This window comes from Paenibacillus sp. V4I7, from assembly GCF_030817275.1.
Classification (GTDB): Bacteria; Bacillota; Bacilli; order Paenibacillales; family NBRC-103111; genus Paenibacillus_E.
Map to the genome: position 1 here is coordinate 5922138 of NZ_JAUSZD010000002.1, position 24733 is coordinate 5946870.

At 46.7% G+C, this 24733-nt stretch carries 19 protein-coding genes, 10 tRNA genes and 2 rRNA genes; 3 read left to right on the top strand and 28 right to left on the bottom strand.

What is annotated here, in order from left to right; genetic code table 11:
* Positions 1–18: 18 nt before the first annotated feature.
* Together QFZ80_RS27770 and QFZ80_RS27775 are read right to left on the bottom strand one after the other, a co-directional pair.
* Positions 19–963 (bottom strand): aldo/keto reductase, encoded by a 945-nt coding sequence (locus QFZ80_RS27770; protein ID WP_307552688.1) that lies wholly within the window; start codon positions 961–963, stop codon positions 19–21.
* Entirely contained in the window at positions 960–1790 is an 831-nt protein-coding gene (locus QFZ80_RS27775; RefSeq protein WP_307562053.1) for an amidohydrolase family protein, read from the bottom strand. The genes QFZ80_RS27770 and QFZ80_RS27775 overlap by 4 nt, the downstream gene beginning before the upstream one ends.
* Before the next feature lie 145 nt (positions 1791–1935).
* Between QFZ80_RS27775 and QFZ80_RS27780 the strand changes: the two genes are divergently transcribed.
* Complete coding sequence (locus QFZ80_RS27780) at positions 1936–2799, top strand: AraC family transcriptional regulator (RefSeq protein ID WP_307552684.1); 864 nt, start codon at positions 1936–1938, stop codon at positions 2797–2799.
* 44 nt (positions 2800–2843) lie between these two features.
* Here QFZ80_RS27780 and pelG read toward each other — a convergent pair whose 3' ends face one another.
* The 6 genes from pelG to QFZ80_RS27810 all read right to left on the bottom strand — a co-directional run bounded on the left by pelG (position 2844) and on the right by QFZ80_RS27810 (position 10230).
* Positions 2844–4301, bottom strand: coding sequence for an exopolysaccharide Pel transporter PelG (gene pelG, locus QFZ80_RS27785; protein ID WP_307552682.1), 1458 nt, complete (start codon positions 4299–4301; stop codon positions 2844–2846).
* A complete protein-coding gene (gene pelF / locus QFZ80_RS27790) occupies positions 4301–5713 on the bottom strand; it encodes a GT4 family glycosyltransferase PelF (RefSeq protein ID WP_307552681.1) in 1413 nt (470 codons plus the stop codon). Before pelF ends, pelG begins: the two co-directional genes overlap by 1 nt.
* Complete coding sequence (locus QFZ80_RS27795; protein ID WP_307562055.1) at positions 5710–7554, bottom strand: DUF2194 domain-containing protein; 1845 nt, start codon at positions 7552–7554, stop codon at positions 5710–5712. The genes pelF and QFZ80_RS27795 overlap by 4 nt, the downstream gene beginning before the upstream one ends.
* Complete coding sequence (locus QFZ80_RS27800) at positions 7514–8578, bottom strand: tetratricopeptide repeat protein (protein ID WP_307562057.1); 1065 nt, start codon at positions 8576–8578, stop codon at positions 7514–7516. Before QFZ80_RS27800 ends, QFZ80_RS27795 begins: the two co-directional genes overlap by 41 nt.
* Positions 8575–9732, bottom strand: a complete 1158-nt coding sequence (locus QFZ80_RS27805) for a hypothetical protein (RefSeq protein WP_307562058.1) — start codon at positions 9730–9732, stop codon at positions 8575–8577. Before QFZ80_RS27805 ends, QFZ80_RS27800 begins: the two co-directional genes overlap by 4 nt.
* A 96-nt stretch (positions 9733–9828) precedes the next feature.
* The gene (locus QFZ80_RS27810; protein WP_307552673.1) at positions 9829–10230 is read right to left on the bottom strand and encodes a response regulator; all 402 of its coding nucleotides are present in this window, start codon (positions 10228–10230) and stop codon (positions 9829–9831) included.
* 139 nt (positions 10231–10369) lie between these two features.
* Between QFZ80_RS27810 and QFZ80_RS27815 the strand changes: the two genes are divergently transcribed.
* Entirely contained in the window at positions 10370–11200 is an 831-nt protein-coding gene (locus QFZ80_RS27815) for a glycoside hydrolase family 191 protein (protein ID WP_307562060.1), read from the top strand.
* On the opposite strand, the gene QFZ80_RS27820 is transcribed toward QFZ80_RS27815, so the two are convergent.
* From QFZ80_RS27820 to QFZ80_RS27830, 3 genes are all read right to left on the bottom strand, one after another.
* Positions 11201–12124: an NAD-dependent epimerase/dehydratase family protein gene (locus tag QFZ80_RS27820; protein WP_307562062.1), complete on the bottom strand. Its 924-nt coding sequence runs from the start codon at positions 12122–12124 to the stop codon at positions 11201–11203.
* 183 nt (positions 12125–12307) lie between these two features.
* Positions 12308–13642, bottom strand: coding sequence for a (Fe-S)-binding protein (locus QFZ80_RS27825; RefSeq protein WP_373460178.1), 1335 nt, complete (start codon positions 13640–13642; stop codon positions 12308–12310).
* Positions 13635–15050, bottom strand: coding sequence for an FAD-linked oxidase C-terminal domain-containing protein (locus QFZ80_RS27830; RefSeq protein WP_307562064.1), 1416 nt, complete (start codon positions 15048–15050; stop codon positions 13635–13637). Before QFZ80_RS27830 ends, QFZ80_RS27825 begins: the two co-directional genes overlap by 8 nt.
* A 119-nt stretch (positions 15051–15169) precedes the next feature.
* On the opposite strand from QFZ80_RS27830, the gene QFZ80_RS27835 reads away from it, so the two are divergent.
* Positions 15170–15883: a FadR/GntR family transcriptional regulator gene (locus tag QFZ80_RS27835; protein WP_307552665.1), complete on the top strand. Its 714-nt coding sequence runs from the start codon at positions 15170–15172 to the stop codon at positions 15881–15883.
* Positions 15884–15897: 14 nt separating this feature from the next.
* Here the strand turns inward: QFZ80_RS27835 and QFZ80_RS27840 are convergent, their stop codons facing one another.
* The 17 genes from QFZ80_RS27840 to QFZ80_RS27920 form a co-directional block, all read right to left on the bottom strand.
* The gene (locus QFZ80_RS27840) at positions 15898–16443 is read right to left on the bottom strand and encodes a D-lyxose/D-mannose family sugar isomerase (RefSeq protein ID WP_307562067.1); all 546 of its coding nucleotides are present in this window, start codon (positions 16441–16443) and stop codon (positions 15898–15900) included.
* A gap of 41 nt (positions 16444–16484) precedes the next feature.
* Positions 16485–17678: an anhydro-N-acetylmuramic acid kinase gene (locus QFZ80_RS27845; RefSeq protein WP_307562069.1), complete on the bottom strand. Its 1194-nt coding sequence runs from the start codon at positions 17676–17678 to the stop codon at positions 16485–16487.
* Complete coding sequence (gene nagZ, locus QFZ80_RS27850; RefSeq protein ID WP_307562071.1) at positions 17678–19330, bottom strand: beta-N-acetylhexosaminidase; 1653 nt, start codon at positions 19328–19330, stop codon at positions 17678–17680. Before nagZ ends, QFZ80_RS27845 begins: the two co-directional genes overlap by 1 nt.
* 199 nt (positions 19331–19529) lie before the next feature.
* Positions 19530–19850 (bottom strand): Hpt domain-containing protein, encoded by a 321-nt coding sequence (locus QFZ80_RS27855; protein ID WP_307562074.1) that lies wholly within the window; start codon positions 19848–19850, stop codon positions 19530–19532.
* Positions 19837–20109: a response regulator gene (locus QFZ80_RS27860; protein WP_307562076.1), complete on the bottom strand. Its 273-nt coding sequence runs from the start codon at positions 20107–20109 to the stop codon at positions 19837–19839. Before QFZ80_RS27860 ends, QFZ80_RS27855 begins: the two co-directional genes overlap by 14 nt.
* Before the next feature lie 310 nt (positions 20110–20419).
* Positions 20420–20498, bottom strand: a tRNA-Leu gene (locus QFZ80_RS27865).
* Between the two features lie 51 nt (positions 20499–20549).
* Positions 20550–20635: transfer RNA gene (locus QFZ80_RS27870), tRNA-Leu, on the bottom strand.
* Between the two features lie 59 nt (positions 20636–20694).
* Positions 20695–20774: transfer RNA gene (locus QFZ80_RS27875), tRNA-Leu, on the bottom strand.
* A gap of 19 nt (positions 20775–20793) precedes the next feature.
* Positions 20794–20866, bottom strand: a tRNA-Lys gene (locus QFZ80_RS27880).
* Between the two features lie 27 nt (positions 20867–20893).
* Positions 20894–20966: transfer RNA gene (locus tag QFZ80_RS27885), tRNA-His, on the bottom strand.
* Positions 20967–21037: 71 nt separating this feature from the next.
* Positions 21038–21113, bottom strand: a tRNA-Thr gene (locus QFZ80_RS27890).
* 74 nt (positions 21114–21187) lie between these two features.
* A tRNA-Phe gene (locus QFZ80_RS27895) sits at positions 21188–21263 on the bottom strand.
* A 28-nt stretch (positions 21264–21291) separates the two neighbouring features.
* Positions 21292–21368 (bottom strand) — tRNA-Asp (locus QFZ80_RS27900).
* A 15-nt stretch (positions 21369–21383) separates the two neighbouring features.
* Positions 21384–21459: transfer RNA gene (locus QFZ80_RS27905), tRNA-Val, on the bottom strand.
* A 31-nt stretch (positions 21460–21490) separates the two neighbouring features.
* Positions 21491–21562: transfer RNA gene (locus QFZ80_RS27910), tRNA-Glu, on the bottom strand.
* 51 nt (positions 21563–21613) lie between these two features.
* A 5S ribosomal RNA gene (gene rrf, locus QFZ80_RS27915) occupies positions 21614–21730 on the bottom strand.
* A 69-nt stretch (positions 21731–21799) separates the two neighbouring features.
* Positions 21800–24719, bottom strand: a 23S ribosomal RNA gene (locus QFZ80_RS27920).
* Positions 24720–24733: the final 14 nt, after the last annotated feature.

Consider the following 24733-nt stretch of genomic DNA (forward strand, 5'->3'; position numbering starts at 1 on the left):
TGATTTCCCCCATTCTTATTACACATAGGTCTTCTCGTTATATTCCGTTCTTCCACTAATCCAAGACTTATTGTGAATGGGCGTCAGAATCTCCAGCACTTCTTGAAGTAACTCGATATCGGTAGGCTCATCCGTCCATTCGATATTTTTGCGTATGTTTTCCGGGTTTGCTGTACTGACCAGAGTTGTTGGTATGCGTTCATTCGCTGTTGCATACTGCACAGCCAATTTGGCAATGTCAGTCCCCTTACTTGCACAGTGTTCAGCAGCCTGTTTACATAGACGCTGAATTTCGCCTGAGGCTGGATGCCATTCTGCTGCTGGTCTAGTGCTCAGAAGCCCCATTGACAGCGGTGATGCATTCACCAAACCGACCCCATGCTTTTCCAGAAGCGGAACTATATCCAACAAGGAAGTATCGTTCAAACTATAGTGACAGTAGGACAAGACGGAATCCAGTTCTTTGTGAGCCAATGCCTTTTCAAATATAGCTACCGGTAAACCGGATACCCCAAAATAACGAATCTTGCCTGATTGCTTCAATGCATCTAGCGCAGGGAAAGCGCCTTCCAGAATCTCATTAAATGGTGCAAACTCAATATCGTGTAAATATAAGATATCGATATAATCCGTTTGAAGCCGTTGTAAGCTCTCATCAACACTTTCCAGAATTCGCTGCTTCGAGAAATCGAAATCTTCCGCTCCGTACCGTCCCGCCTTCGTCGTCAGGATGAAACGATCCCGCTCCAATTGGGCTATCGCTTTACCTAGTACTGTCTCAGCTTTGGTTAACCCATAAAAAGGTGACACATCAATCAGATTAATGCCCATATCAATCGCTGTATGAACGGTTCGGATGCTTTCTTCTTCGTTTGTTTCACGGAATACAGATCCAAGTGAGGATGCACCAAAGCTCAGCACTGAGACGTCAAGCCCGGTTTTGCCTAATTTACGATATCTCATAATTTATAAAATTCCTTTGCATTTAGTCCGAATAAGCGAACTTTATCGGCTTCCGACCAATTTCCTGGCAAGGCTTGAGTAAGCACCTCGACGACATCATCGTAGTCTGCAGCGAGCAAACAAACCGGCCAATCACTGCCAAATAAAACGCGTTCCGTTCCGAATATATCTAGTACATGCTGGATATAACCAGTAAAATCCTCACGCTTCCACTCCGTATGATTGGCTTCTGTTACCATACCGGATAGCTTACAATATATATTTGGATGCTTCGCAATAGCCGCCATTTGGCTTTTCCAAGGCTCCATAACGCCATCCGCAATTCGCGGTTTAGCTATATGATCAATAACTGCGCGTAAACCCGGAACCAAATTCAAGAGTTGAACCACTGGTTCTAATTGGTGGGAAACGACAAGCAGATCAATGGGTACATCTTTTTCAGCAAAATATCGGAGCGCATCTATAAAATGATGCTCGAGTATAACACTCGCATCCGGCATTTCTTGAATCATGACCCTAAAGCCTACATATTTGGGGTGCTGGCTAAACCTTTCGTAATGGACTTGATAGTCAGGATCATTCAGATTGAGCCATCCTACTACACCGGCAATCGTATCTGATTCCTCACATAGTGATAATAGATAATCCGTTTCTTCTAATGTGGGCGCCGCTTGAACCACTATCGTTTGATCCAAGTTGTGCTGGTGCAGGTGGGGTATTAAGTCGTTCGGCAGAAAATCACGATATAATACCGACAGCTCCGGTGTAAGCCACCCATAGTCACCCCGATCCATCTTCCAATAATGCTGGTGTGCATCGATCCGCATAGAGATTCTCCTCTTCATCATCCATATTTGGTACCGCTTTCTTCTATTGTATCACCAAATAAATCATATGAAATAACGATATCTAGCATCTTTATACGGTTTTTTGATATCATGAGATTACGAGTTATCTTGAAGGAGGAATCTTATGCATCCCGTCCGTAAAGTTTTCAATGGGAACGATGCCTTCCCGTTTTCATTTGCCTATAAAAACACAAAGAGCTCGCAAAGCGAGCTTCCTGATCATTTCCACGATTGGTATGAAATTGTATATGTGTATCGAGGAAAAGGAACCTTCTTTATCGATCACACGTTTTATGAAATGAAACAAGGCGATCTCTTTCTCATCCCTGGCAATACGATTCACCGGGCAACTCCGGATAAAGAGACGCCTGTAACGTCCACAGCGATTTATTTCAGCCCCAACATCGTACAGACTCCTAACTTGGGTGACTATTTCTCTTATTTGCATTGCTTCGAGCAAGCTGCAGGACATCACAATTACAAGTTTGAAACTTTACTCGCACAGCGTCAACACCTAGATTCATGGTTGGAATCCATTCAATATGAATTCAAACATCCGAATTTGGGTCACCGGCAAGCTATCTTGCTGCAGCTTCTTCAACTCCTGCTTTTTTTGAATCGTGATCTGAGTTCCGGCACGAAACCTAGCACTGGGGATTCTATCGCTCCCCCTATTTGGATGAGGGAAATTTTACTCTATATCGATCAGCATTTCTGTGAGGACATTGGCCTTAAGACGCTTTCGAAGCAAGCTTCCGTCACACCTGCCCATTTTAGCCGAGTATTTAAGCAGCTAATTGGGATGAATATTACCGCCTATATCATGACCAAACGAATTATCCGAGCGAAGCAGCTGCTTAGCGAAAACGATCTCAACATTAGCATCATCGCAGAAATGTGCGGCTTCGAGAGCTTACCTCATTTTCATGCCATGTTCAAAAGAGTTCTGGGAATGACTCCCGCGGCTGCCAGAAAGTCGGCTAGATAGCTGAGCTGTACTAGTTATTTGGAGGCGCTCAATCGAGCAATTTTTTAGAATCGCCAGTAAGCTTTTTCACTTAATCGGGTGAAGAATCCTCGAACTTCCTTATTAATAATGCTTTGCGAGATAAAGGTATGAACCTCGATCCGCTTCAAAAAGTTCAGTAATCGATAGCCGCTCCAGCTATAAGCAGCAAGCCCTGCCATAAAGTAGCTAAACCCATAATAATCGAAGCCCAGAGGCAGCAGTGCGAAAGTTAATATTACATTTAAGGTGAAATAGATTCCCCCGGTAATGACGGCCCCTTTGCGATCTTCGAAATACAGCATGATTAAGATATTAATGAGCATAATGGCATTCATCAGTGCTCCTAGCGCACACATCTTAAATATGTCGATTACGATTTCTTGTAAACCAAGCCTTTCTAAAAGCATATCACTGATTAAAATGATAAATAGCGTCAATATGCCTTGCAGCTTCGTCAGACGATACAATTCACGCCAGAGCACCTCGACCATTCGCTTCTTCGCCTTGGTGATCATCTCCAGGGTTCCGCCATGGGTCACATAGCCGTAGAACGTTTTGTATTTATCATAAAATTGCGTCTCCACGGAAACGACGAACAGAACGAGTGACGGAATAATTGTAAGATTTGCCAGAAAGACAGGGGTATCGTAGATGGGGCTATACATAAACGTCTCCTCGATCCGGACACCGGATGGTCCTAACCAAACGATAATGTTAGGCATCCATACGCCTGCGTTATAAAGAAATCCGACCCAAAGGAGCGAAGGATATTTATCGACATAATGTAAAAAACCATATGGATTAGACGCTTCTTTAGCCGGAAACGAACGCAGCAGCACAAATACTAGCATGCTCATGGTAAGTAGAATACCACAGCTAAAACCTATTAAAATGTTGGTCGCCTGCTCATGTTGCTCGAAAGCAATGGGGTACCTCATCAGAATAATCACACCGATGATCGAGACCAGTCCACCTGCCAAAAACGAATAGGATATAATCTTATAATCCTTAGCCGCTGTTAAAAAGACCATGGCCAGCCAAATTTGTCCTATCATGAAAAATAACAATACGCTCGTCACTTTATAAACCATTGATACTGGGGACGACCAATAAAAAATCACTGCAATAATGAGCGAAATACCGAGTATGATCCTACTAATACCAACATAGGTAGGTGTGACGACCTCTAGTCGATTTTGAAAGAAATGATCTGCCAAATACCTTGTAACACTTAGCTGCCAGCCTCCGGAAAGTATTTGCGAGAAAATGAAACAATACGATACCGTAACAATAAACAATTGACGCTGAGCGTCATCTACATGCCCGAATTGAACAAGCATAAAGTTAATCAGAGCAATACTACCGACAGATAGCATCCAAGGACCAGCAGCGATGAAAGAAGCGTAGGCATAAGCCCGAACTCTTAGTGAAAGATAGTCATCGCGGAACAACTTCTGCAGGGTAAATCCGATTCCCGCCATTAGGTAACCACCTCATCATATAACTGCCGATAAGCATCAATAAAATGATCAATCTGATAATAGGCCTCCACACGATTGCGTCCTACTTGTCCCATATATGCTCGCTCTTCCGGGAGTGTATACATTTTCACCATAGCCTCAGACATGGCTTTTGGATTAACAGGAGGAACGACATAGCCGGCTATTCCGACATCGTGCTCATCCTTCCCCTCCAGCAGCTCGCGGCAGCTGCCTACCTCCGTACAGATCCACGGTATTCCTGCGGCCATTCCTTCCAGAACTGACAGGGGCTGACCTTCACTAATCGAGCTCAGTATGAGCGCATCAATCTTGGGTAAATAGTCGTCAATCGCTACCCTTCCCATAAAAGTAACAATCTCCTCCATATGGAGATTTCGGGTTAAGGCTACGCATTCTTGATAGTAATCAGGATCTTCGTCCGTTGGCCCCATAATCCAAAGACGCATGTCAGGGATGTCATGACTGGCGAGCCGAACAGCGTAGAGCATCGTCTTAATATCCTTAATGGGTACGAGACGTACTAAGGCCCCGAAGACTATCCCTTTAGCGGAGGTACTCGGATGTCTTGGAAGCACTGACAATCTGTGGTAATCAATGCCATTGGGGATAATCATAGCTTTCTCAGCATGAAGTCCGAGCTCAAGCTGAATTTGCTGCGTACCTTGATAAAGAGAAATGGTTCGGTTAGCCGTCTGATAAGCACCTTGGGACATATGGTAGAAATATGCGATCCATCTTTTTTTGAAAGGAGGATCTACCCACACTGATTTCAAAATCTCTTCTTCCCGTTCACGTGCGTAAACGCCATGCTCTGTAAGCAGGAATGGCTTCTTATGCTTCATTCGCAGATAAGTGGCGATCAAACCAGCATATCCGGTCGAAACAGCATGATACACATCGGCTACCGGATAGGACTGCTGCAGTAGATAAATGGCAGGGAGGTACATGGATCTCCACGTCCAGAAATAGCTATTAAACGAATGATTCGGCATTTCTTGCTCATAGGAAGCAACCAGGAAATCCCAAAATATTTCACTTTTCATAAAGCTAATCGGATTTCCCAGCTTATTAGGATCAGCAATGCAGGGAATAGATTGCTCGGAATTTTTTTGAAAAGCAAACCACTCCAGACAGGATGCAGCCTCTTTCTTGGTTAATCGTGGAGGCTTACCCTCTTCTTGATTCAGGTAATCCATCATGAAAACATCATGAATGCCTGAAATATTGGGCGGAAGCTTGTATTTATAGCTTGAGGCCTCTTTACGAGATGAAGAAATCGCGATGATTTCAAATTCATGCTCTGGCATTGCTGAGACCAACATCTGAATCCAATTGGCTACCCCACCTGACACGTAAGGGTAACTTCCTTCCACTAACAATGCGATTTTCATGGCTTCATTTCCTTCAATTGTAGGGTCACAGTAGGTTGATGAGCCTCCAAATGCCAAAGTCCGTCCGCATGCTCCATACGTGTCAGTACGCCAGCTTCCTTGGAAATCTCTGGTATCCGGTTATCTGGCACGCGAACGGTGTAATGCATAGGGACCAGTTCATCCTTGGTCGTAATTGTAATTACGTCTTGACTGTAATGAACGTCGACCTTTCCGGCCGAGTAAATACGAAGTTTTTTCACGGCGTCCCTAACAGTTAAAGGTTCCAGATAACCATAGTTTTTATTTAGTGATGCTAGCCAGGCTTCAAATTGCTCGCTCAAGTATTTCCAGCCTTTACCCCCGGAACGTTGAATATCCAGCGCATCATCCGGATGAACAAAATGATTCACCATTCCAAAATTAGCAATGACATCATTGGCAAAAAATTTAGCGCCATCATCTAGTAGGTAGCCTGAGGATATACGAGGAAAATTCGTAAACCGTGGAAATTCACGATCCACACCAAATTCTTGTTCGAGAAAGCCCTCTTCTTCTCCTACGTAGTAAAGGGACGCAATAATCTCAATGGAAGGTACGGCTTCAGCCAGCGCTTCCTTACCCGTCTTGTTCAGCACGTTGGAAGGAGGCACATACGTTTTAAACTCATGTCCAGGAAATAAGCCTTTCGAGAGCTCTACCATACGCTGTAGACTTTCAACCATGGAAGCCTTATCAGGCCAAGGAACATAGCCCAGATTAGGGTCGATTGGCTCCTTGGCAGTGACAAGAGATTGGTGATTATAGCCATGCAGACCAATCTCACCACCTAGACCTAACAATTTAGAGCCAAAATATGGCAGAATCTTTGGGGAGTTGTCCAGTAGTGAAGGAAAGGGGGCACTCGTCTGATTTTGATAATCCCCAATCATATGTCCCGTATACTTCCACCTATAGATCTTAGCGAAACGCGCCATATCTGCCCACCAAATGCGTTGATAGAAGTCTGATGTGCTTAGTCCGTATTCCTGATGAATAAGCGGATTAACAACAAGCGGAACGGGGGACGGGAAATCGTCAATATTCAGACTTCGTACTGCCACTTGTGAAGTTACCAGGCTGTCTAGAGCCAGACCAATGGATTGAACCATAAGCCCTCGACCTACCTTCTGGATACTGCTGGTTGAGTTCCAGAACACGACGCTCCCCTGTCCATAGTTATTTTTCCAGAGCATAGGCGTTCCTTCGGCCGATAAATAAATGTTAACCTGCGGCTTAAGCTTAATATCCAACATACTGTTTGAAAATAGCGCATTGCTTGCCGGAAGATTAGGATAGCCGGGAAATACGGTTTGGTTGACTTCTATGCCATGTATCGTTCTTTCAATGAATCCGTTATTACTTTCTATCCCCAGCATGTCATTCCATTCTGGAGCATAGAAACGCGTATAGGCAAGAAGCCGACCGCCTTCATTCAAATAGGACTGAATAACGGTCTGATCCAGTTCGCTTATATCTTCACCAGTGAGTAGAATGACAGTCCACGGTCTTGGTTTAATTGTCCTCAATTCGTCGGCCGTTATGGAATCCGCCTGCAATTTGGCAAGCCCCAGTGCTGTCTGTAGGTTGACTTTGACCTTATTGCCTTCTGAATCTTTAGGATTTGTATACATATACAGACTGAGTTTATCACCTGCTGCGGATGATTGGACCGAGCTCTTCACCGCGAACTGTGCCTCTTGATACACATTTCTTGCTGGAGATAAAGGAAAGAAGTCGATGGTTCGTACGGTTTGCAGCCCGACACCGAGCAGCAGCACACTAACGATAACGCACGTAAAGATGATCAGCTTGCGGGACACCTTGTTCCTTCAGCTCCTTCCAAAATTGGATCGCAGGCAGATGCTCGTCTGGAACCTCAATGCTGCTGTCCAACCATTGCTGTGCAAATAGACTAAGTTCGCTTAGTTTTCCTTCTGCATACATTTTTTCTGCTTGAGTTAAATAAATCATATAGCGATAATCTCCTATATGGGAAAGCTGCCCAGCGAGGCGAATGGCCGTCTTGTAATCCTTTTCCATTCGTGCCAGATTACATAGCTCTGCAATAAATCGGGGCTCATCGGGAAATTGAGAAAGTCCCTGTCCGATCCATTGTTTGAACGTCTGTCTTACTTCCAGAGCGAGCTCTTCCGTCAATAAATGGCTTCCCAAATAAAGTCGGTAGGTTTCCAATAGTTCTTTCCATGTCTCCCAGCTTTTATCGTCCTGCTGCAGAAGTAAGGTCCATTTCTTGATACTTCGTATATATTGCTCATTTAAATAGTTCAAGCTAGTCGCTGCATAATGAACAACTTCGGGATCATCATTGCGCAGGGCTTCGTTAAACAATTGCACTTTATTGTTGCCTTCATATTGGAGGAGAGAAAATAAAGCCTCCTTCTTGCCCACAGGCTCGCCTGACATCAGGATTTCCCGGAATGGCAAACGGTTCGCTTCTGCTTCCACATTAATGTTATAGCTTTCCATCGATTGCGGAGAATAATAGACGTAGTTCTCATATTCCTCGTAAAAGTCGTGCCGAAAGCGAAAAAGCAACAATCCTAAGAAGACAAATGATCCAACCAGAAATCCAACCCCAGGAAAGAAAAGAATAATGGTTTGCACCCACCCGGCACTTAGTCGATCTTCAATTCGGAAGGAGATGATATGGAGCAGCCTATTATAAATGAGCACAAGGACGAGATGGAGCAGCAAGCTAAACCAATGAAAAGAAAGCGCAATGATCTGCAGTGCGTCTATCACAGCAAATAGTAGACTGACTGCCACGGCAAGCCATGCGTGAGGAGAAACATCAAAATGCCGGACATTCCTAGAGACTCTCATTCTGAGGCCCCCCTATTGAAACGATCCCTAATCCTGTCTTCAATACGTGATGCCAGCTCTGGAGACGTGGCGGGAAGTAAAAATAACAGCTCTCCGCGGAATGAGTCGTAGGCCATCGCATCTTCATCACGCAGCATCTGCTGTGTCAAGCCATTGATTTCTATCAGCGCATCTGTCTCATCCATTTGGCTAAACTCGATTGGAATCTGCAGCAGTAGGAAATTTTGGGCAAAATCAGTTGCCCGTATCGTTTCTTCATTTAGTTTGGCGTAGAAATAATCCGGCTTCATTACCCGGGTATTGGGAAAATAACGCTGTTCATTCAACTTCTGTTCCTTCTGGAACGCTTTCACGCAGCTCTCGCCCATCCAAGTGAGAATAAGTCGAAACAGGTCTATCGTATGCTTGTTCAAGGCAACAAAATCAAGCCCGTTCAAACCTATAATGCCTATAATTTGCTTGTTCTCATCCAGAAGAGGTCCTGCAAGTATAGGGATATCTGCCGATTCTCCCTCCGGTCTCATTTGAATCGTTTTCTCCGTACATACTTGGTAATACAAGGATGGTTGATCTAGGAATACGGTGGACGGATAATGTGTTTCTGCACCGTAATAGACTTTCAGCCTCAGCACATCGCCGCCTGGACTCATTCGATAGATGACGATGGATCCCGCCTGAATTAAATCTTTGCATAAGCGCACAGCATCCGTGAAAATAATTTCCGAATCTTCGGAATCTAATGCCTTGGCAATTTTATAGAGGGTATACATGCTTTCTTGAGCACCGACTACCTTCGTTTCCAAGGCTTTCTTAACAAAGAGAAGATCATGATAACTGCTATCCATTTTCGCTAGCTGCTGCTTATTGTCCTCAAATTCATCCGCCAGAATGGCATATCGAAAACGTAAATCGGAGGAAACGTGACCTACGAATAAAGCGATTCCCCAATAACACACGAACCATTTCGCCTGATCCCATCGGTCAAACAGACCATATAAATCACCGTTAATCTGGTGGTACGTTAAGATATGCAGCAAGCTTGCTCCAACCGCCGAGGCTGCACCTATGCGTGTTCCATAGCGGAGCGAAAAGTAAAGAATAACAAATAAAAATGGATTGGGTGACCAATTCAACCAATCAACGTTGTATACCATATGGATAATACATAGAACGGCCAGAAAAAAAGCCAGTTCACACCAGGCTAACCAGCTTCGGTTTTTGTCGAAAAATCAATACGTATCCTCCAAACTTTAACTATCCAAAGGTTTGATAATGATGGGGTTATTTTTCTTCCTATAAAATTGTTTCAAATGCTCATAGATATCATCTATTTGAAAAGGCTTAATAATATACTCATCGGCTCCAGCCATCATTGACTTCGATAATTCACCGATGGAATGCTTCGCACTCATTAGAAAGATGGGGGTTTTTGCAAATGATTTGTCCGAGCGAAGCTCTCGACATAGTTCAAATCCAGTTAAATTCGGCATAAGAACATCAGACAGAACAGCATCCGGTTTTAATTCCTTTATCGATTTTAAAGCAGCAATAGGGTCATTGAAGGCAGATACCTGAAGACCTCTCACTTCGAATAAATCCTGTAAAATGTGTAGTAGGACATTATCGTCGTCCACGATAGCTAGGCGATTCATGGCTGTCAACTCCTTACATTTATCTAGCTACAGATTTTCATAAATCTACGTATGTTAAACGATAAGTTTGAATGTTTATAGGTTGTATTTTATCATATAATGAAGCTAATCCAAATTTCAGGAAGGTCCGTGAAAAGCGATGAAGACATCTCAGGTAACAGCTGCCATTATCGTCTCCATGGTCTTTTTTTCTTTCCCATTCAAGAAGCAAGTCCAAGCTTCTGGTCCTTTTCAAAATGTGAAAGACTACTCCCTCTACTATGGTGCACCTACTGAACAAGCAATCATTCATTTAAAGACCAAGGATCTTATTATTATTGAACCTCAATTGTTCTCAAAGGTGCAGATACAAGACATTCAATCCAAGGGCACTATCGTTATAGGTTATATAAGCGTTATGGAAACCCCTGCCTGGAACAAGCTTCGTGTGAAAGAGCTTCTGTCCTCGGACTATTTATTGAAGCATGGCGAACGTATCTATTTCAAGCAATGGGACTCTTATTTGATGGACTTGCGGCAATCTCATTACCGCCAACTGCTATTGTCAGAAATCAAAACTTCTATCTCAGACAAAGGTTTGGACGGAATGTTCCTGGATACAGTTGGGGATATCGATGACTGGATTCAAGATGCAAATACTCAAACCCTAACAAGAGAAGCTTACCGTTCTTTCCTTCAAGACGTGAGCGACCAATACCCCGAGCTTTCCATGATTCAGAATCGCGGCTTTGATTCACTCGACTATGCGCTGCCTTATATTGATGGTTTGTTATGGGAGGACTGGAGGGCGAATTGGAAAGAGGATTTGTGGATGAAAACAAGAGTGGACAGTCTTCGAAAGGAACAAAAGAAGGGCTTGACCGTATTTTCCATCCATTTAAATAAAGAGAGCTCCCCTGGTAGAGAAGCCCGTAAACTAAAGTTTTTACATATAGACGCACCTAATGGTTATACGGAAATAGTCAACTAGTTATAACGAATTTTGTTCTTTGTAATAGTCAAAGGTCTCTTGCAAGCCACTTCTTAATGTATATACCGGACTCCAATCCAAACCGGCAAGCGCAGCGCGATTATCCAATCGGCTGTGAACGATATCTCCTGCTCGAGAAGGTGCGTAGGTGGGATTGAAGCTCATCCCGCTGATGTCACACATTTCCTTAAGAAGGGCGTTAACACTCGTCTGCTCGTTCCAACTGATATTGTATATCCCTCTGCTGCCCTTACTCAGTGCGGCCATATTTGCGTGAACGATATCTTTCACATAAATAAAATCTCTGGTTTGCTCCCCATCACCAAAAATCAATGGTTGTTTACCCGCTAGAAGCTTATCTACGAAAATGGAGACTACGCCTCCCTCACCTTTTGGATCCTGTCTAATCCCATATACGTTCGCATAACGCAAAATCGTATAATCCAGCTCGTAAAGAGAAGAAAAGCTCTCTATATAGTGTTCTGGTGTATGTTTAGAAATGCCATAGAAGGATAGCGGCTTGATCGGATGATTCTCATCAACACCTAAATATTGTGGGGTTCCATATACAGCTGCGGATGAAGCGTAAATCAGCTTTCGAACACCATGCTCCCTGCATTGTTCCAAGACGGCAAGGGTTCCGAGAATGTTGATCTTAGCGTCTAGTAATGGATTAGAAAGCGAGGTCTGAACATCGATTTGTGCAGCATGATGAATCACGACTTCTGGGCGTGCAGCGGTGAATGCCTCTGTTAATCCGTTATCTAACAAATCTCCCTGATGGAAGACAGCAAGGGGATTCAAATTCTCTTTACGACCTGTAGATAAATTATCAAAAATATGTACGTGATGCCCCGAAATGATCAGTTGATCGACAATATGTGAAGCAATAAAACCCGCTCCCCCAGTAACTAAAATATTCATAAGCGCACGCCCCCATCATGATAACGTAAAAAAGCTGCAAGATAGATCACTCGACTTGAGTTTTATTATATTATAGATCTCCTCCGTGTAGTTAGAATGAAACAATAACAAATAAAAAGAGCCATTATTTCGAACTAGATGAACTAGCTCAAGTTAATGGCTCAATTTGTGTTTAACTTGCACTTACTTCTTCACGACTCTATCATATAAAAAGTCGGCAATATGGACGGCCTCCATGCGGTCTTTTTGCCCGTGCTTTTCAATACCCAGCTTCATTTGCAGCAAGCAGCCAGGGTTGCTTGTAACCAGATACTGAGCGGCAGTAGCGTTCACATTTTCCATTTTATGTTCAAGAATTTGATTCGCCATAACGGGCTGAGTGACATTATAGATACCGGCTGAACCACAGCAGGAGCCTGCATCTTTCATTTCAATAAAGGCAACGTTGCCTACCTCTTTCAGAAGCTGTCTGGAAGGATTGCTGCCTTTCATGACATTGCGTAGATGACAAGAGTCCTGATACGTAATGCGAGTGGAAGCTCCATCATCAATAGTTTCTGCGAACTGAAGTGGACGTCCTTGCTCTACAAGAATCGTGCTGATGTCCTTCACTCTCGCAGCGAACCAAGATGAGGATTCCTTCCACTCCGGCTCTTCATGAAGCAAATGATCATACTCCACTAGAATGGCACCGCAGCCACCCGCATTGGACACGATATAATCGACACCGGCCTCTTGGAAAGCGCGAATGTTATTCTTGGCCATAGCTTTGGCTTGATCACTCTCACCGCTGTGTGCATGAAGGGCCCCGCAGCAATTCTGTGTCTCTGGAATGACAACGTCAAATCCCGCTTCGGAAAGCAGTTTTACCGTTTTGATATTCGTTTCGGTAAACAAAACATCCATTAAACAGCCGCGGAACATGCCAGCCGTAGCAATCTTTTCCCCTTTTGCCGGAATGTAGGTACCCAATTGCTCTACGATCCCTTTGCTGGAGGCGTCAGGGAGTATCTTTTCCATATCGGACAAGTGCTTGGAAAATGCCTTTACAGCGCCCGTTTTCCTAACGATCGTTTGCAACCCTGATTTCTTATAGAAATGAAGGCCTGATCCCAACAAACTCATCCTTTTTTGATGAGGGAATAGCTCTTTGAATACGATCTTGCGTACACCGCTTACCCACCATCTGTGCTGCTTCGTGTGCGTCTCAATCGCATCACGTGCCTGCTCAATTAACTGTCCATATTTCACATCTGCTGGACAGGCTGGTTCACAAGCGCGGCATCCCAGGCAATGGTTCATTTGGTCTTCGAAACTGATACCTGGCTCCATAATGCCATCCACGGCCGCTTTCATAAGTGAAATTCGTCCACGAGGGGATTCGGCTTCCACGCCGGTCTCCTTGAATGTGGGACAAGCAGGCAGACAAAAACCACAGCGCATACAATTGGTTAACTGTTCATAGTCCAGCTTCTGTATCAGTGTTTCTTGAAGTGTTGCTGCTGGAAGCTTAGCCACGATCAATCACCACCCTGCGTCTGGACTCTTTAGCAAACATTTTACCTGGATTTAAAAGATGGTGAGGATCGAAGACTTCCTTAATCCCTTTCATCATGGCGATTCCGGCACTTCCTACCTTCCATTCCAAGAAAGGTGCTTTCACTAAACCAACGCCATGCTCACCAGTAATCGTCCCTCCCATCCCGATGGCCGCTTCAAATATTTCTTCGAAAGCGAGTTCAACACGATGTATTTCTTCGTGATCCCTAGCATCTGTCGTCGCGGTTGGATGAAGGTTGCCATCTCCTGCATGTCCAAAGGTACAAATTTGGACGCGATGCTTCTCGGCTATGCGATTGATTTCTAGGACCATATCAGCAATCTTAGAGCGTGGAACCGTCGCATCCTCTAATATCGTTGTTGGGCGTAAACGAGCGAGTGCGGTAAAGGCGCTTCTCCTTGCTGTTAACAGCCTAAGGGCTTCCTCTTGATTGCTCGCAATGCTGACTTCATCCGCCAGCTCCTCGCGGCAAATTTCCGAGATCCGTTCGATATCCCGCTCAACGGTTTCCATATCTCCATCCTGTTCGATTAACAAAATAGCTGCCATATCGAGCGGAAGTCCCAATTTGGCGAAATCGTCTACTACGCGAATCGTTGGGTTATCCATGAATTCTAAGGTAGCCGGAATGATGCGATTTTCTATGATTTTGGATACCGTACGAGCTGCTCCATATAAGTCTTTGTACATGGCAAGCATCGTTTTCTTATATTTGGGAGGCGGTATTAGCTTAAGCGTTGCTTCGGTAATGACGGCTAATGTACCCTCAGAGCCAATGAGCAGCTTCGTTAAATCATAGCCGGCCACGTCCTTCATCAATTTCCCGCCAGTACGCATAATTTCGCCTGAGGCTAGGACACATTCTAATCCGATCACATAATCTTTGGTGGTACCGTATTTTAAGCCGCGAAGACCTCCGGAGCATTCTGCTATATTTCCACCTATCGTCGAGATCGACATACTGCTTGGATCTGGTGGATAAAATAAGCCAAGATTTTCAATATGCTCTATGAATTGCTTCGTAATGATACCCGGCTGAACCGTTGCCGTTAAGTTTTGCAAATCAATGTCGAGTATCGCATTCATGCGATGCATGACCATCACGATGCCCCCTTGAACGGGGACCGTTCCGCCGCAAAGATTTGTGCCTGAACCTCTGCTGACCAGCGGAATGCGATGCTCATTTAACACCTTCATAATCGCAGATACCTGCGCCGTATCTTTGGGATAGATCACACCTTCAGGCAGTGCTTGGAGCATAGGTGTTCCATCGTAAGAATGCGTAACAAGAGATTCCATATCATCTTTGAAAAATGCCTCGCCTACAATATCCTGCAGTTTTTGTCTTACTCGGCTGTCAAGCATAACTACCTCCCATGGGACAAATCATTTATTTCAACACGATTGATCATGTGATCAGATGACTTTTTTTCTATTTTAACTTATGATTGAATAGATGTATAGATACTTTATGGGGGAATTATATGACATTTCAGCAGATTCGACCGCAAAAGGGCTCGGAAATCGTGCTTCAGCAAATAAAAATGCAAATCGAAACAGGTACTTATGCACCAGGTTCGAAACTTCCAACTGTTGTTGAACTTGCAGCCAGCTTTCAGGTTGGGCGTTCGACGATTAGAGAAGCGCTTAGCGGATTAAAGGCAATCGGGTGGGTAGATATTCGACATGGCGGAGGCACCTTCGTTACGAACCCTTTGCCAATAGACAGCAGCAGCCTCTTCGATCAAGGCCAAACGCTGCAGGAAGTGCAGGAGGTGCGGAGATTCATAGAGGCGGGTTGTGCTTCGTTAGCTGCAAGTCGCCGTACCGAAGAAAATTTGACGGCGCTCAGACAAATCCTCAGCACGATGGAAGCTTCACTTGAAAATGAAGAAGAAAGCGAGCAAGCCGATATTCGCTTTCACCTAGAAATCGCCAATGCCTCCCACAATTCCCTCATGATCGGGATGATGGAGTCATTAACCGAGCGGTTGCAGCAAAGTATGAAGGCTTCTCGCCGTCTATGGTTTTTTGCTGAACGTGCTTCCGCTGAGAAGCTCCTTCATGAACATCGTGACATCGTTGATGCCATCGAGACGAAAGATGAGCAGCTTGCAGCGGAGAAGATGTCGCAGCATATTCATAAAGTGGACCAGATTATTCAAAAGCTTGCCAAAATCTCTACGGATGCATTCTGAGAAAGCTTCACTGCTTACTCTTCTTCAATAACGGGTATCCGCTCGATTCGGGGGTCGGTAAAGATGTCATACTCATCCCGGCTAGTGCTGGAAAATTCAGAAACAACTGCGCCTTGATCCCCTGCTTGAAACCAGTGTTTAATGCCAGGTTCGATCGTATATTGTTCACCAGGATGTAATTCAATCTCGTGAAAAACGGTATAATAAGCCTCACTCCCAGCAGGAATTATGGCTTTGAGGTTAGAAGCCGCTTCTCCCTCTACATAGAGCAAGACGCTTCCTGAACGGCAGCGAAAAGTCTCCATTTTACCAGGATCACCGTCGATAGGCGGATGTAAATGCTCCGGGCATGTTTGACCTGGGAACAGAACTAATTCTTTGGCACAATAACGATCCGTGTTCACATAGGTAATTAATTCAAGCCCTTGAACTTCCAATTGATTCAGCCCAAAACCAGCCACTTCAATATTCCTGATTTCGTTGTCTGTAAGCAAAATACCGCTGAGCTTCAGCACTTCTGCTGTGCGCTCTTGAGCCCTCGTGATCTCGCTTCTTTTCATCTCTTCTCGCCCTCCCAAAAGTACCATCGGAAATTGCTCATCTATGGCAAGGCTAACTTGCCCATGATCGTAGGCCGCTCAGCTCCGGTAGCGGACGGCAGATTATTAGGCATGCCATGAATCCAATCGTTGCCCAGCAAGGCAAAGAGGACAGCTTCTTTGGCATCACCCGATAAGCCAAGTTCATCCGATGTAAGAATGGATTGCTCCGGAAGCAGCTCTCGGAGCATTCCGAGCAGCGTTTGATTGTGCGCACCGCCACCGCTTACAATCACTTCCGCAATGGTATACTCTGGGAAAACGAAGTCGTTATAAGCACGGGCGATGGAATGAGCGGTAAATGAAGTCGCAGTCGCCACAATATCTTCTGGAGGTAATCCTCGCTCAAGGGCAGTCGACAAGTAAGAAGAGGCATATGCTTTACCAAACAGCTCACGCCCCGTCGTTTTGGGTGGAGGGAGTTTGAAGTAAGAATGTGCCAACATGCTATTAAGCAGTTCTTCATCTACAAAGCCAATAGAGGCCCACGCGCCATTCGCATCATAAGTCAACCGGCCTTGTGAAAGCTCAAAAACAACTTGGTCCATAATCATATTGCCTGGTCCCGTATCAAAGGCGATAAGACGATGAGCATCGGTCGATGCGGAAGCTGGAATGGCTGTGCAATTGCCAATCCCGCCGATATTTTGGAGAATACGTCCCTTTTCCTCGTGCCGGAACATAATAAAGTCCCCGTAAGGCGCAAGCGGTGCACCTTGACCGCCAACCGCCATATCCGCTGTACGGAAATCGCCAACAACAGGTCTTCCAGTCCGCTTAGCAAGGACGGATAAATCACCGATTTGCAGGGTTGATTTCGGCAGAAATGGATTTGCTTCATCCGCTACAGGAATGTGCCAAACCGTCTGCCCATGAGAACTGATGAGATCAATTTGCTCCATGGGGATATTAGCTGCTGCCGCCGCACGTAACACTGCATCGGCAAAGCGTTCCGCTATCGCGAAGTTCATCCCGCATAGCAAAGACACATCGGAATGTTCGGTGGAACATAATTCTTTGAGCTTTTCCCGTAATTCATCTTCATAGGCAAAGCTCTCAAAGTGGAGCACCTCGACCTTCGCGTCAACGCCGCAGCCATCAATTCGAACAAGCGCGACGTCAATGCCGTCGAGGGAAGTACCTGACATGATTCCAGCAACCGTCAGAGACGTTTGATTCAATAAGGAACGAAGCATCACAAACCACCTTCCCATTTCCATCCTGCAGGATAGTCTAGACCGAGCGAGACCGGCAGTCTGCCTTGCAGAGTAAGCTGACCCAGCAAACACTTGGCCGCGCTTTGCAGAGCAAGCGGCCGGCTCTCATATGCCGCGACGAAGGTTGAAATTTCCGGCAGCTCCAGCAAATCGTAAGGCACTCGCAGAGCGACGACGACAAGCGGCTTGCCGAGCGCCTGCAGGGCACGCACCAGCTCGACCTGCGCCGGATGGAATCGGGCGTTGTACGTCCCGATGACGATCTGCTCCGCCTGCTGCGCCTCGGCGAGCAGCCCATCGCTGCTCGCTGCCACCTCCGGCAGCGGCAGCACGCGATCGAGCACGACCAGGCCGTGCTCGGCCAGCGCAGCCCCCAAGCTCGCGGGGCCCGCGTATGTTTCGTCGACACCCGACGAAACAGCTGCGGCCACGGTGATCGCGAGCGTCTTCACCCGCTTCAGCGGGAGCAGCCTCTGCTCGTCTTTGACGAGCGTGATGCTCGCCTCGCTGAGGCGCTGGGCGACCGCGCGGTGCGCCGCGGTCCCAACCTCATCCGCGGCCGCCGCACTCGGCCGCGCTTCAAACAAGCCGCGCCGCTCCTTGAGCGCGAGTAAACGGGCGACCGAAGCGTCAATACGCGCTTCGGTAATCCGCCCTTCTTGCACCGCACGCTCCAGCGCGGTGATGGCCGCGAGCTGGCGGTCGCGGCTGTGGCTGATCAGCACGAGATCAGCCCCCGCTTCGACCGCCATGACAGCCGCCGGCGCTGTGCCGTAATGCTCGGAGATCGCGTTCATTTCCATGCAATCGGTCATGATAACTCCCTCAAAGCCGAGCTCTTCACGGAGCAATCCAGTAAGTACCGACTTCGAAAGAGTAACAGGCAGCTTAGCCGATTCCAAAGCGGGGAAATAAATGTGCGCTGACATAATAGCATCCACGCCATTCTTAATCGATTCAACGAAAGGCACTATTTCAACCGCACGAATACGCGCTTCCGAATGCTCGACCGTTGGTAAATCCAGATGTGAATCCACGTTCGTATCACCATGACCCGGGAAATGCTTGGCTGTTGCAACGACCCCAGCATCCTGATAACCTTGCATCGACTGACGACCAAATTTAGCGACAAGTTCCGGAGACTCCCCGAATGATCGAACGCCGATAACGGGATTATCCGGATTATTATTCACATCCAGAACAGGTGCGAAGTTCATATTAACGCCCAGCGTTCGAAGTTCCTGCCCTGAAATGAAGGACGACTCATAAGCAGATTTTGAACCGTCAGTTGCTTCAATAGCTCCCGCAGCTATTGCCATCTGCCCTGGCATTAGCGCCACGCCCTCAGTCAAGCGAGCCACCATGCCGCCCTCTTGATCGATCGATATCCATAACGGTAGATTCTGAGATCTCTTTGCAACTTGCTGGAGCTGCTCGGATAACTGAGCAACTTGCTGGGTATCCTTTACATTACGAGCGAAGTAAATGACCCCGCCTATATGGTTTTGTTCAATAAAGCTCTCCAAGTCTTCCGTCATACCCGTGCCTTCAAAACCACAGAGGATCATCTGACCGATTTTTTGCCGAAGTGTCAATGCATTAAGGTCTATCTGGCTCCCGCTCATATTCATATCGTTTACTAACTCCCCTCGTAAAGCTATCAAATTTATTAATGTAAGTGTTTACAAAGCTAACTGAATACCTATTATTATAGGAATAACAAAATAATATTTCAATATAAATTTAAAATATGAAATTTTATTTTAAAATCAGAACCAAGAAACATGAAAAAGGCAAACGAATGTAACCCCACTCGCTGCCTCTTTTATGCTACCTCATATAGTTATCTATCGCTGCTAAAACCCCTTCTAATTTGCGATTAACTTCTGTCAGCTTAGATTCCAGCTGTTCATAGTTACTTTGTGAATCAAGAATTGTTTCATCCATTGCAACCTGCAAGACATAGGCCGAGCTGGAAATATCTATCGCCCCAATATTAGAAGCAATCCCTTTCAGCGTATGAACCAGCAATATAGCTTTCTTGATGTCGTCTGCTTGAAGCGCCTCTCGAATTTTTACAGCTGTTTCTGCATGATTTTGCACAAATAGCCGTAAAATTCGATGATATAATTCCGTTTTATTTCCCCACACTGAACAGCTCAATGGGTTCAAAGGGCTTTGTTATATAAGCCTTCATTCCTGCTTCAAGCACTTGCTCCTTAACGCCCTTCACCGCATCAGCCGTCATAGCGATAATGGGTGGAACTTTGTAGCCTATCTTTATGATTTGATGCGTAGCCTCATATCCGTCCATCACAGGCATTTGCAAGTTCATTAAAATGGCGTCATACCGCTTATATCCTACCATGTTTATATCTACCGCACCATTCTCCGCCACATCGACAAACACATCCCCTTCTCACTTAGAAATTCTTTGGCTACCATCTGATTGATCTCATTATGAGTTAGCAGAAGCACTCCATTTCCACATCAATTATATTGCCTTATGTATGAAAAAAACGTTCGGCTATACGGGCACTAAGCCAAAACTTTTCAGAATGCAGTACCCCAAGTGACGCACCTGCAAAAATAGACAGTCACCTAAGGCTCCTCGTGATCAAAGGGACTGCCCTTGTCGAAATCCTATTTGGTGATTAAACGACAAAAAAAGTGGATGATCAGGAAAGCTTCCTGTTCAACCACTTTACTTTATAATGCGATACCGGCGAGAGGACTCGAACCTCCACTCGTTAGAACTCGATTTTGAGTCGAGCGCGTCTGCCATTCCGCCACGCCGGCTTATACGGCGCACCTTGATGTGTTAAGGCGCGCCTGCAGTTAAGATGATAATGCCGAAGACCGGACTTGAACCGGTACGGTAGTCACCTACCGCAGGATTTTAAGTCCTGTGCGTCTGCCGATTCCGCCACTCCGGCTTAATTGAAAGCTCCGAACTGGAAGTAACTAAACTACAATCCAGTTCGTCACTTTGGAATGCGCGTAGAGGGACTTGAACCCCCACGGTCGCCCGCTAGATCCTAAGTCTAGTGCGTCTGCCAATTCCGCCATACGCGCATGCTGTAAATAAGGCAAGTGAGTCATGTAGGATTCGAACCTACGACACCCTGATTAAAAGTCAGGTGCTCTACCAACTGAGCTAATGACTCATGTAAGACATGAGTTTTGAAAAAATGGGCGGACGACGGGACTTGAACCCGCGAATGCTGGATCCACAAACCAGTGCGTTAACCCCTTCGCCACGACCGCCATATGAATAAGTCTTGCTGAGTCCGAAAAGTACTCGGCGTTATTACAACGCTTCGCTTTTTTGGGTACTGTGGTGCCGTCGAGAGGACTTGAACCCCCAACCTACTGATTACAAGTCAGTTGCTCTACCAGTTGAGCTACAACGGCTTATTTAGTTATGGGGTCCCCGAAAAGTAATCGGAAACTATACCTTATACTATACTTCACTTTTTGGGGTAAAGTGGTGGCTCGGGACGGAATCGAACCGCCGACACGAGGATTTTCAGTCCTCTGCTCTACCGACTGAGCTACCGAGCCATGCTTGATGATCACTTTTTGGTGTAAATGGCGGAGCTGACGGGATTCGAACCCGCGGTCTCCTGCGTGACAGGCAGGCATGTTAGGCCACTACACCACAGCTCCAAAATGTACATGATATGGTGAACGCTGACGGGATCGAACCGCCGACCCCTACCCTGTCAAGGTAGTGCTCTCCCAGCTGAGCTAAGCGTTCATGAGAAATATGCCCTTGTGGGGGTTATTAATGACCCGTAGGGGACTCGAACCCCTGTTACCTCCGTGAAAGGGAGGTGTCTTAACCACTTGACCAACGGGCCTTACTTCCACGCAAAAGAGGCGGCAAAAAAAATACCCAACTAGTGGGTACTGCTTGGCAACGTTCTACTCTCCCAGAACCCTGCGGTTCAAGTACCATCGACGCTGGAGGGCTTAACGGTCGTGTTCGAGATGGGAACGCGTGGGTCCCCTCCGCCATCATCACCAAACAGTCAAAGCGTGGTTTGCGCCTTGAAAACTAGATACGAAACTTGCGTAAAGTTAAAATTTTAGGTTTATTGGTTAAGCCCTCGACCGATTAGTATTCGTCAGCTGCATGCATTGCTGCACTTCCACCTCGAACCTATCAACCTCGTCGTCTACAAGGGGTCTTACATACTGGGAAATCTCATCTTGAGGGGGGCTTCGCGCTTAGATGCTTTCAGCGCTTATCCCCTCCGTACATAGCTACCCAGCGATGCCTCTGGCGAGACAACTGGTACACCAGCGGTACGTCCATCCCGGTCCTCTCGTACTAAGGACAGCTCCTCTCAAATTTCCTACGCCCGCGACAGATAGGGACCGAACTGTCTCACGACGTTCTGAACCCAGCTCGCGTACCGCTTTAATGGGCGAACAGCCCAACCCTTGGGACCTACTTCAGCCCCAGGATGCGATGAGCCGACATCGAGGTGCCAAACCTCCCCGTCGATGTGGACTCTTGGGGGAGATAAGCCTGTTATCCCCAGGGTAGCTTTTATCCGTTGAGCGATGGCCCTTCCATTCGGTACCACCGGATCACTAAGTCCGACTTTCGTCCCTGCTCGACTTGTAGGTCTCGCAGTCAAGCTCCCTTATGCCTTTGCACTCTGCGAATGATTTCCAACCATTCTGAGGGAACCTTTAAACGCCTCCGTTACATTTTAGGAGGCGACCGCCCCAGTCAAACTGCCCACCTGACACTGTCCCCATACCGGATCACGGTACCAGGTTAGAACTCCGATACGATCAGGGTGGTATCCCAACGATGCCTCCACCCAAGCTGGCGCTCAGGCTTCAAAGGCTCCCACCTATCCTGTACAGATCGTACCAAAGTCCAATATCAAGCTGCAGTAAAGCTCCATGGGGTCTTTCCGTCTTGTCGCGGGTAACCTGCATCTTCACAGGTATTAAAATTTCACCGGATCTCTCGTTGAGACAGCGCCCAAGTCGTTACGCCATTCGTGCGGGTCAGAATTTACCTGACAAGGAATTTCGCTACCTTAGGACCGTTATAGTTACGGCCGCCGTTTACTGGGGCTTCAATTCATAGCTTCGGAACCGAGGTCCCTAACCACTCCTCTTAACCTTCCAGCACCGGGCAGGCGTCAGCCCGTATACTTCGCCTTGCGGCTTCGCACAGACCTGTGTTTTTGCTAAACAGTCGCTTGGGCCTTTTCACTGCGGCCCCCTCGGGCTATTCACCCTACCGAGGCACCCCTTCTCCCGAAGTTACGGGGTCATTTTGCCGAGTTCCTTAACGAGAGTTCTTCCGCGCGCCTTAGAATTCTCTTCTCACCCACCTGTGTCGGTTTGCGGTACGGGCACCTTCGCCTGGCTAGAAGCTTTTCTTGGCAGTGTGAACTCATGACCTTCGGTACTTAAATTTCCCTCCCCATCACAGCCCAGCCTTAACGATGTGCGGATTTGCCTACACATCAGCCTCACTGCTTGGACGAGCATCCATCAGCTCGCGTCACTATCCTTCTGCGTCACTCCATTGCTCATAACGGCTACGGTGGTACAGGAATTTCCACCTGTTGTCCATCGACTACGCCTTTCGGCCTCGCCTTAGGTCCCGACTTACCCTGAGCGGACGAGCCTTCCTCAGGAACCCTTAGGTTTTCGGCGGATCAGATTCTCACTGATCTTTTCGTTACTTATACCGGCATTCTCACTTGTATGCGCTCCACCTGTCCTTACGGTCAGAATTCAACGTACATACAACGCTCCCCTACCCATGCACTAAAGTGCAAGCCATAGCTTCGGTGGCGTGTTTAGCCCCGTTACATTTTCGGCGCAGAGTCACTCGACCAGTGAGCTATTACGCACTCTTTCAATGGTGGCTGCTTCTAAGCCAACATCCTGGTTGTCTGTGCAACTCCACATCCTTTCCCACTTAACACACACTTGGGGACCTTAGCTGATGGTCTGGGCTGTTTCCCTTTTGACAATGGATCTTAGCACTCACTGTCTGACTCCCGGATTTAAGTTTGTGGCATTCAGAGTTTGACTGGACTTGGTAACCCTTGGCGGGCCCCGCACCCAATCAGTGCTTTACCTCCACAACTCAACATCCGAGGCTAGCCCTAAAGCTATTTCGGGGAGAACCAGCTATCTCCGAGTTCGATTGGAATTTCTCCGCTACCCCCACCTCATCCCCGCATTTTTCAACATGCGTGGGTTCGGGCCTCCAGTGAGTGTTACCTCACCTTCACCCTGGACAGGGGTAGATCACACGGTTTCGGGTCTACGTCCACGTACTAAAGCGCCCTATTCAGACTCGCTTTCGCTACGGCTCCGTCTTTTCAACTTAACCTCGCACGGGAACGTAACTCGCCGGTTCATTCTACAAAAGGCACGCCATCACCCATATAGAGGGCTCTGACTTCTTGTAAGCACACGGTTTCAGGTTCTTTTTCACTCCGCTTCCGCGGTGCTTTTCACCTTTCCCTCACGGTACTGCTTCACTATCGGTCACTAGGGAGTATTTAGCCTTGGCAGATGGTCCTGCCGGATTCCGACGGGGTTTCACGTGACCCGCCGTACTCAGGATACCTCTAGGGGTTTCGTTCGATTTTGGCTACAGGGCTTTTACCTTCTATGCCGGACCTTTCCAGATCTCTTCGCCTACCGAACTAACCCCACAACGAGGTCCTACAACCCCAAGGAGCAAGCTCCTTGGTTTGGGCTATTCCGCTTTCGCTCGCCGCTACTGACGGAATCACTTTTGTTTTCTTTTCCTCCAGGTACTTAGATGTTTCAGTTCCCTGGGTATGCCTCCAATGCAGCTATGTATTCACTGCATGGTAACTGCGCATTACCACAGCTGGGTTCCCCCATTCGGACATCCCCGGATCAAAGCCTGCTTACGGCTCCCCGAGGCATTTCGTCGTTCGCCACGTCCTTCTTCGGCTCCTAGTGCCTAGGCATCCTCCGTGTGCTCTTTCTAGCTTAACCATTTATAGGGATCT

Excerpts from the sequence above, each read along its gene's own strand:
- QFZ80_RS27770 (WP_307552688.1), bottom strand. The coding sequence starts at position 963 with ATGAGATATCGTAAATTAGGCAAAACCGGGCTTGACGTCTCAGTGCTG.
- QFZ80_RS27775 (WP_307562053.1), bottom strand. The coding sequence starts at position 1,790 with ATGCGGATCGATGCACACCAGCATTATTGGAAGATGGATCGGGGTGAC.
- QFZ80_RS27780 (WP_307552684.1), top strand. The coding sequence starts at position 1,936 with ATGCATCCCGTCCGTAAAGTTTTCAATGGGAACGATGCCTTCCCGTTT.
- pelG (WP_307552682.1), bottom strand. The coding sequence starts at position 4,301 with ATGGCGGGAATCGGATTTACCCTGCAGAAGTTGTTCCGCGATGACTAT.
- pelF (WP_307552681.1), bottom strand. The coding sequence starts at position 5,713 with ATGAAAATCGCATTGTTAGTGGAAGGAAGTTACCCTTACGTGTCAGGT.
- QFZ80_RS27800 (WP_307562057.1), bottom strand. The coding sequence starts at position 8,578 with ATGAGAGTCTCTAGGAATGTCCGGCATTTTGATGTTTCTCCTCACGCA.
- QFZ80_RS27805 (WP_307562058.1), bottom strand. The coding sequence starts at position 9,732 with ATGGTATACAACGTTGATTGGTTGAATTGGTCACCCAATCCATTTTTA.
- QFZ80_RS27810 (WP_307552673.1), bottom strand. The coding sequence starts at position 10,230 with ATGAATCGCCTAGCTATCGTGGACGACGATAATGTCCTACTACACATT.
- QFZ80_RS27815 (WP_307562060.1), top strand. The coding sequence starts at position 10,370 with ATGAAGACATCTCAGGTAACAGCTGCCATTATCGTCTCCATGGTCTTT.
- QFZ80_RS27820 (WP_307562062.1), bottom strand. The coding sequence starts at position 12,124 with ATGAATATTTTAGTTACTGGGGGAGCGGGTTTTATTGCTTCACATATT.
- QFZ80_RS27830 (WP_307562064.1), bottom strand. The coding sequence starts at position 15,050 with ATGCTTGACAGCCGAGTAAGACAAAAACTGCAGGATATTGTAGGCGAG.
- QFZ80_RS27835 (WP_307552665.1), top strand. The coding sequence starts at position 15,170 with ATGACATTTCAGCAGATTCGACCGCAAAAGGGCTCGGAAATCGTGCTT.
- QFZ80_RS27840 (WP_307562067.1), bottom strand. The coding sequence starts at position 16,443 with ATGAAAAGAAGCGAGATCACGAGGGCTCAAGAGCGCACAGCAGAAGTG.
- QFZ80_RS27845 (WP_307562069.1), bottom strand. The coding sequence starts at position 17,678 with ATGCTTCGTTCCTTATTGAATCAAACGTCTCTGACGGTTGCTGGAATC.
- nagZ (WP_307562071.1), bottom strand. The coding sequence starts at position 19,330 with ATGAATATGAGCGGGAGCCAGATAGACCTTAATGCATTGACACTTCGG.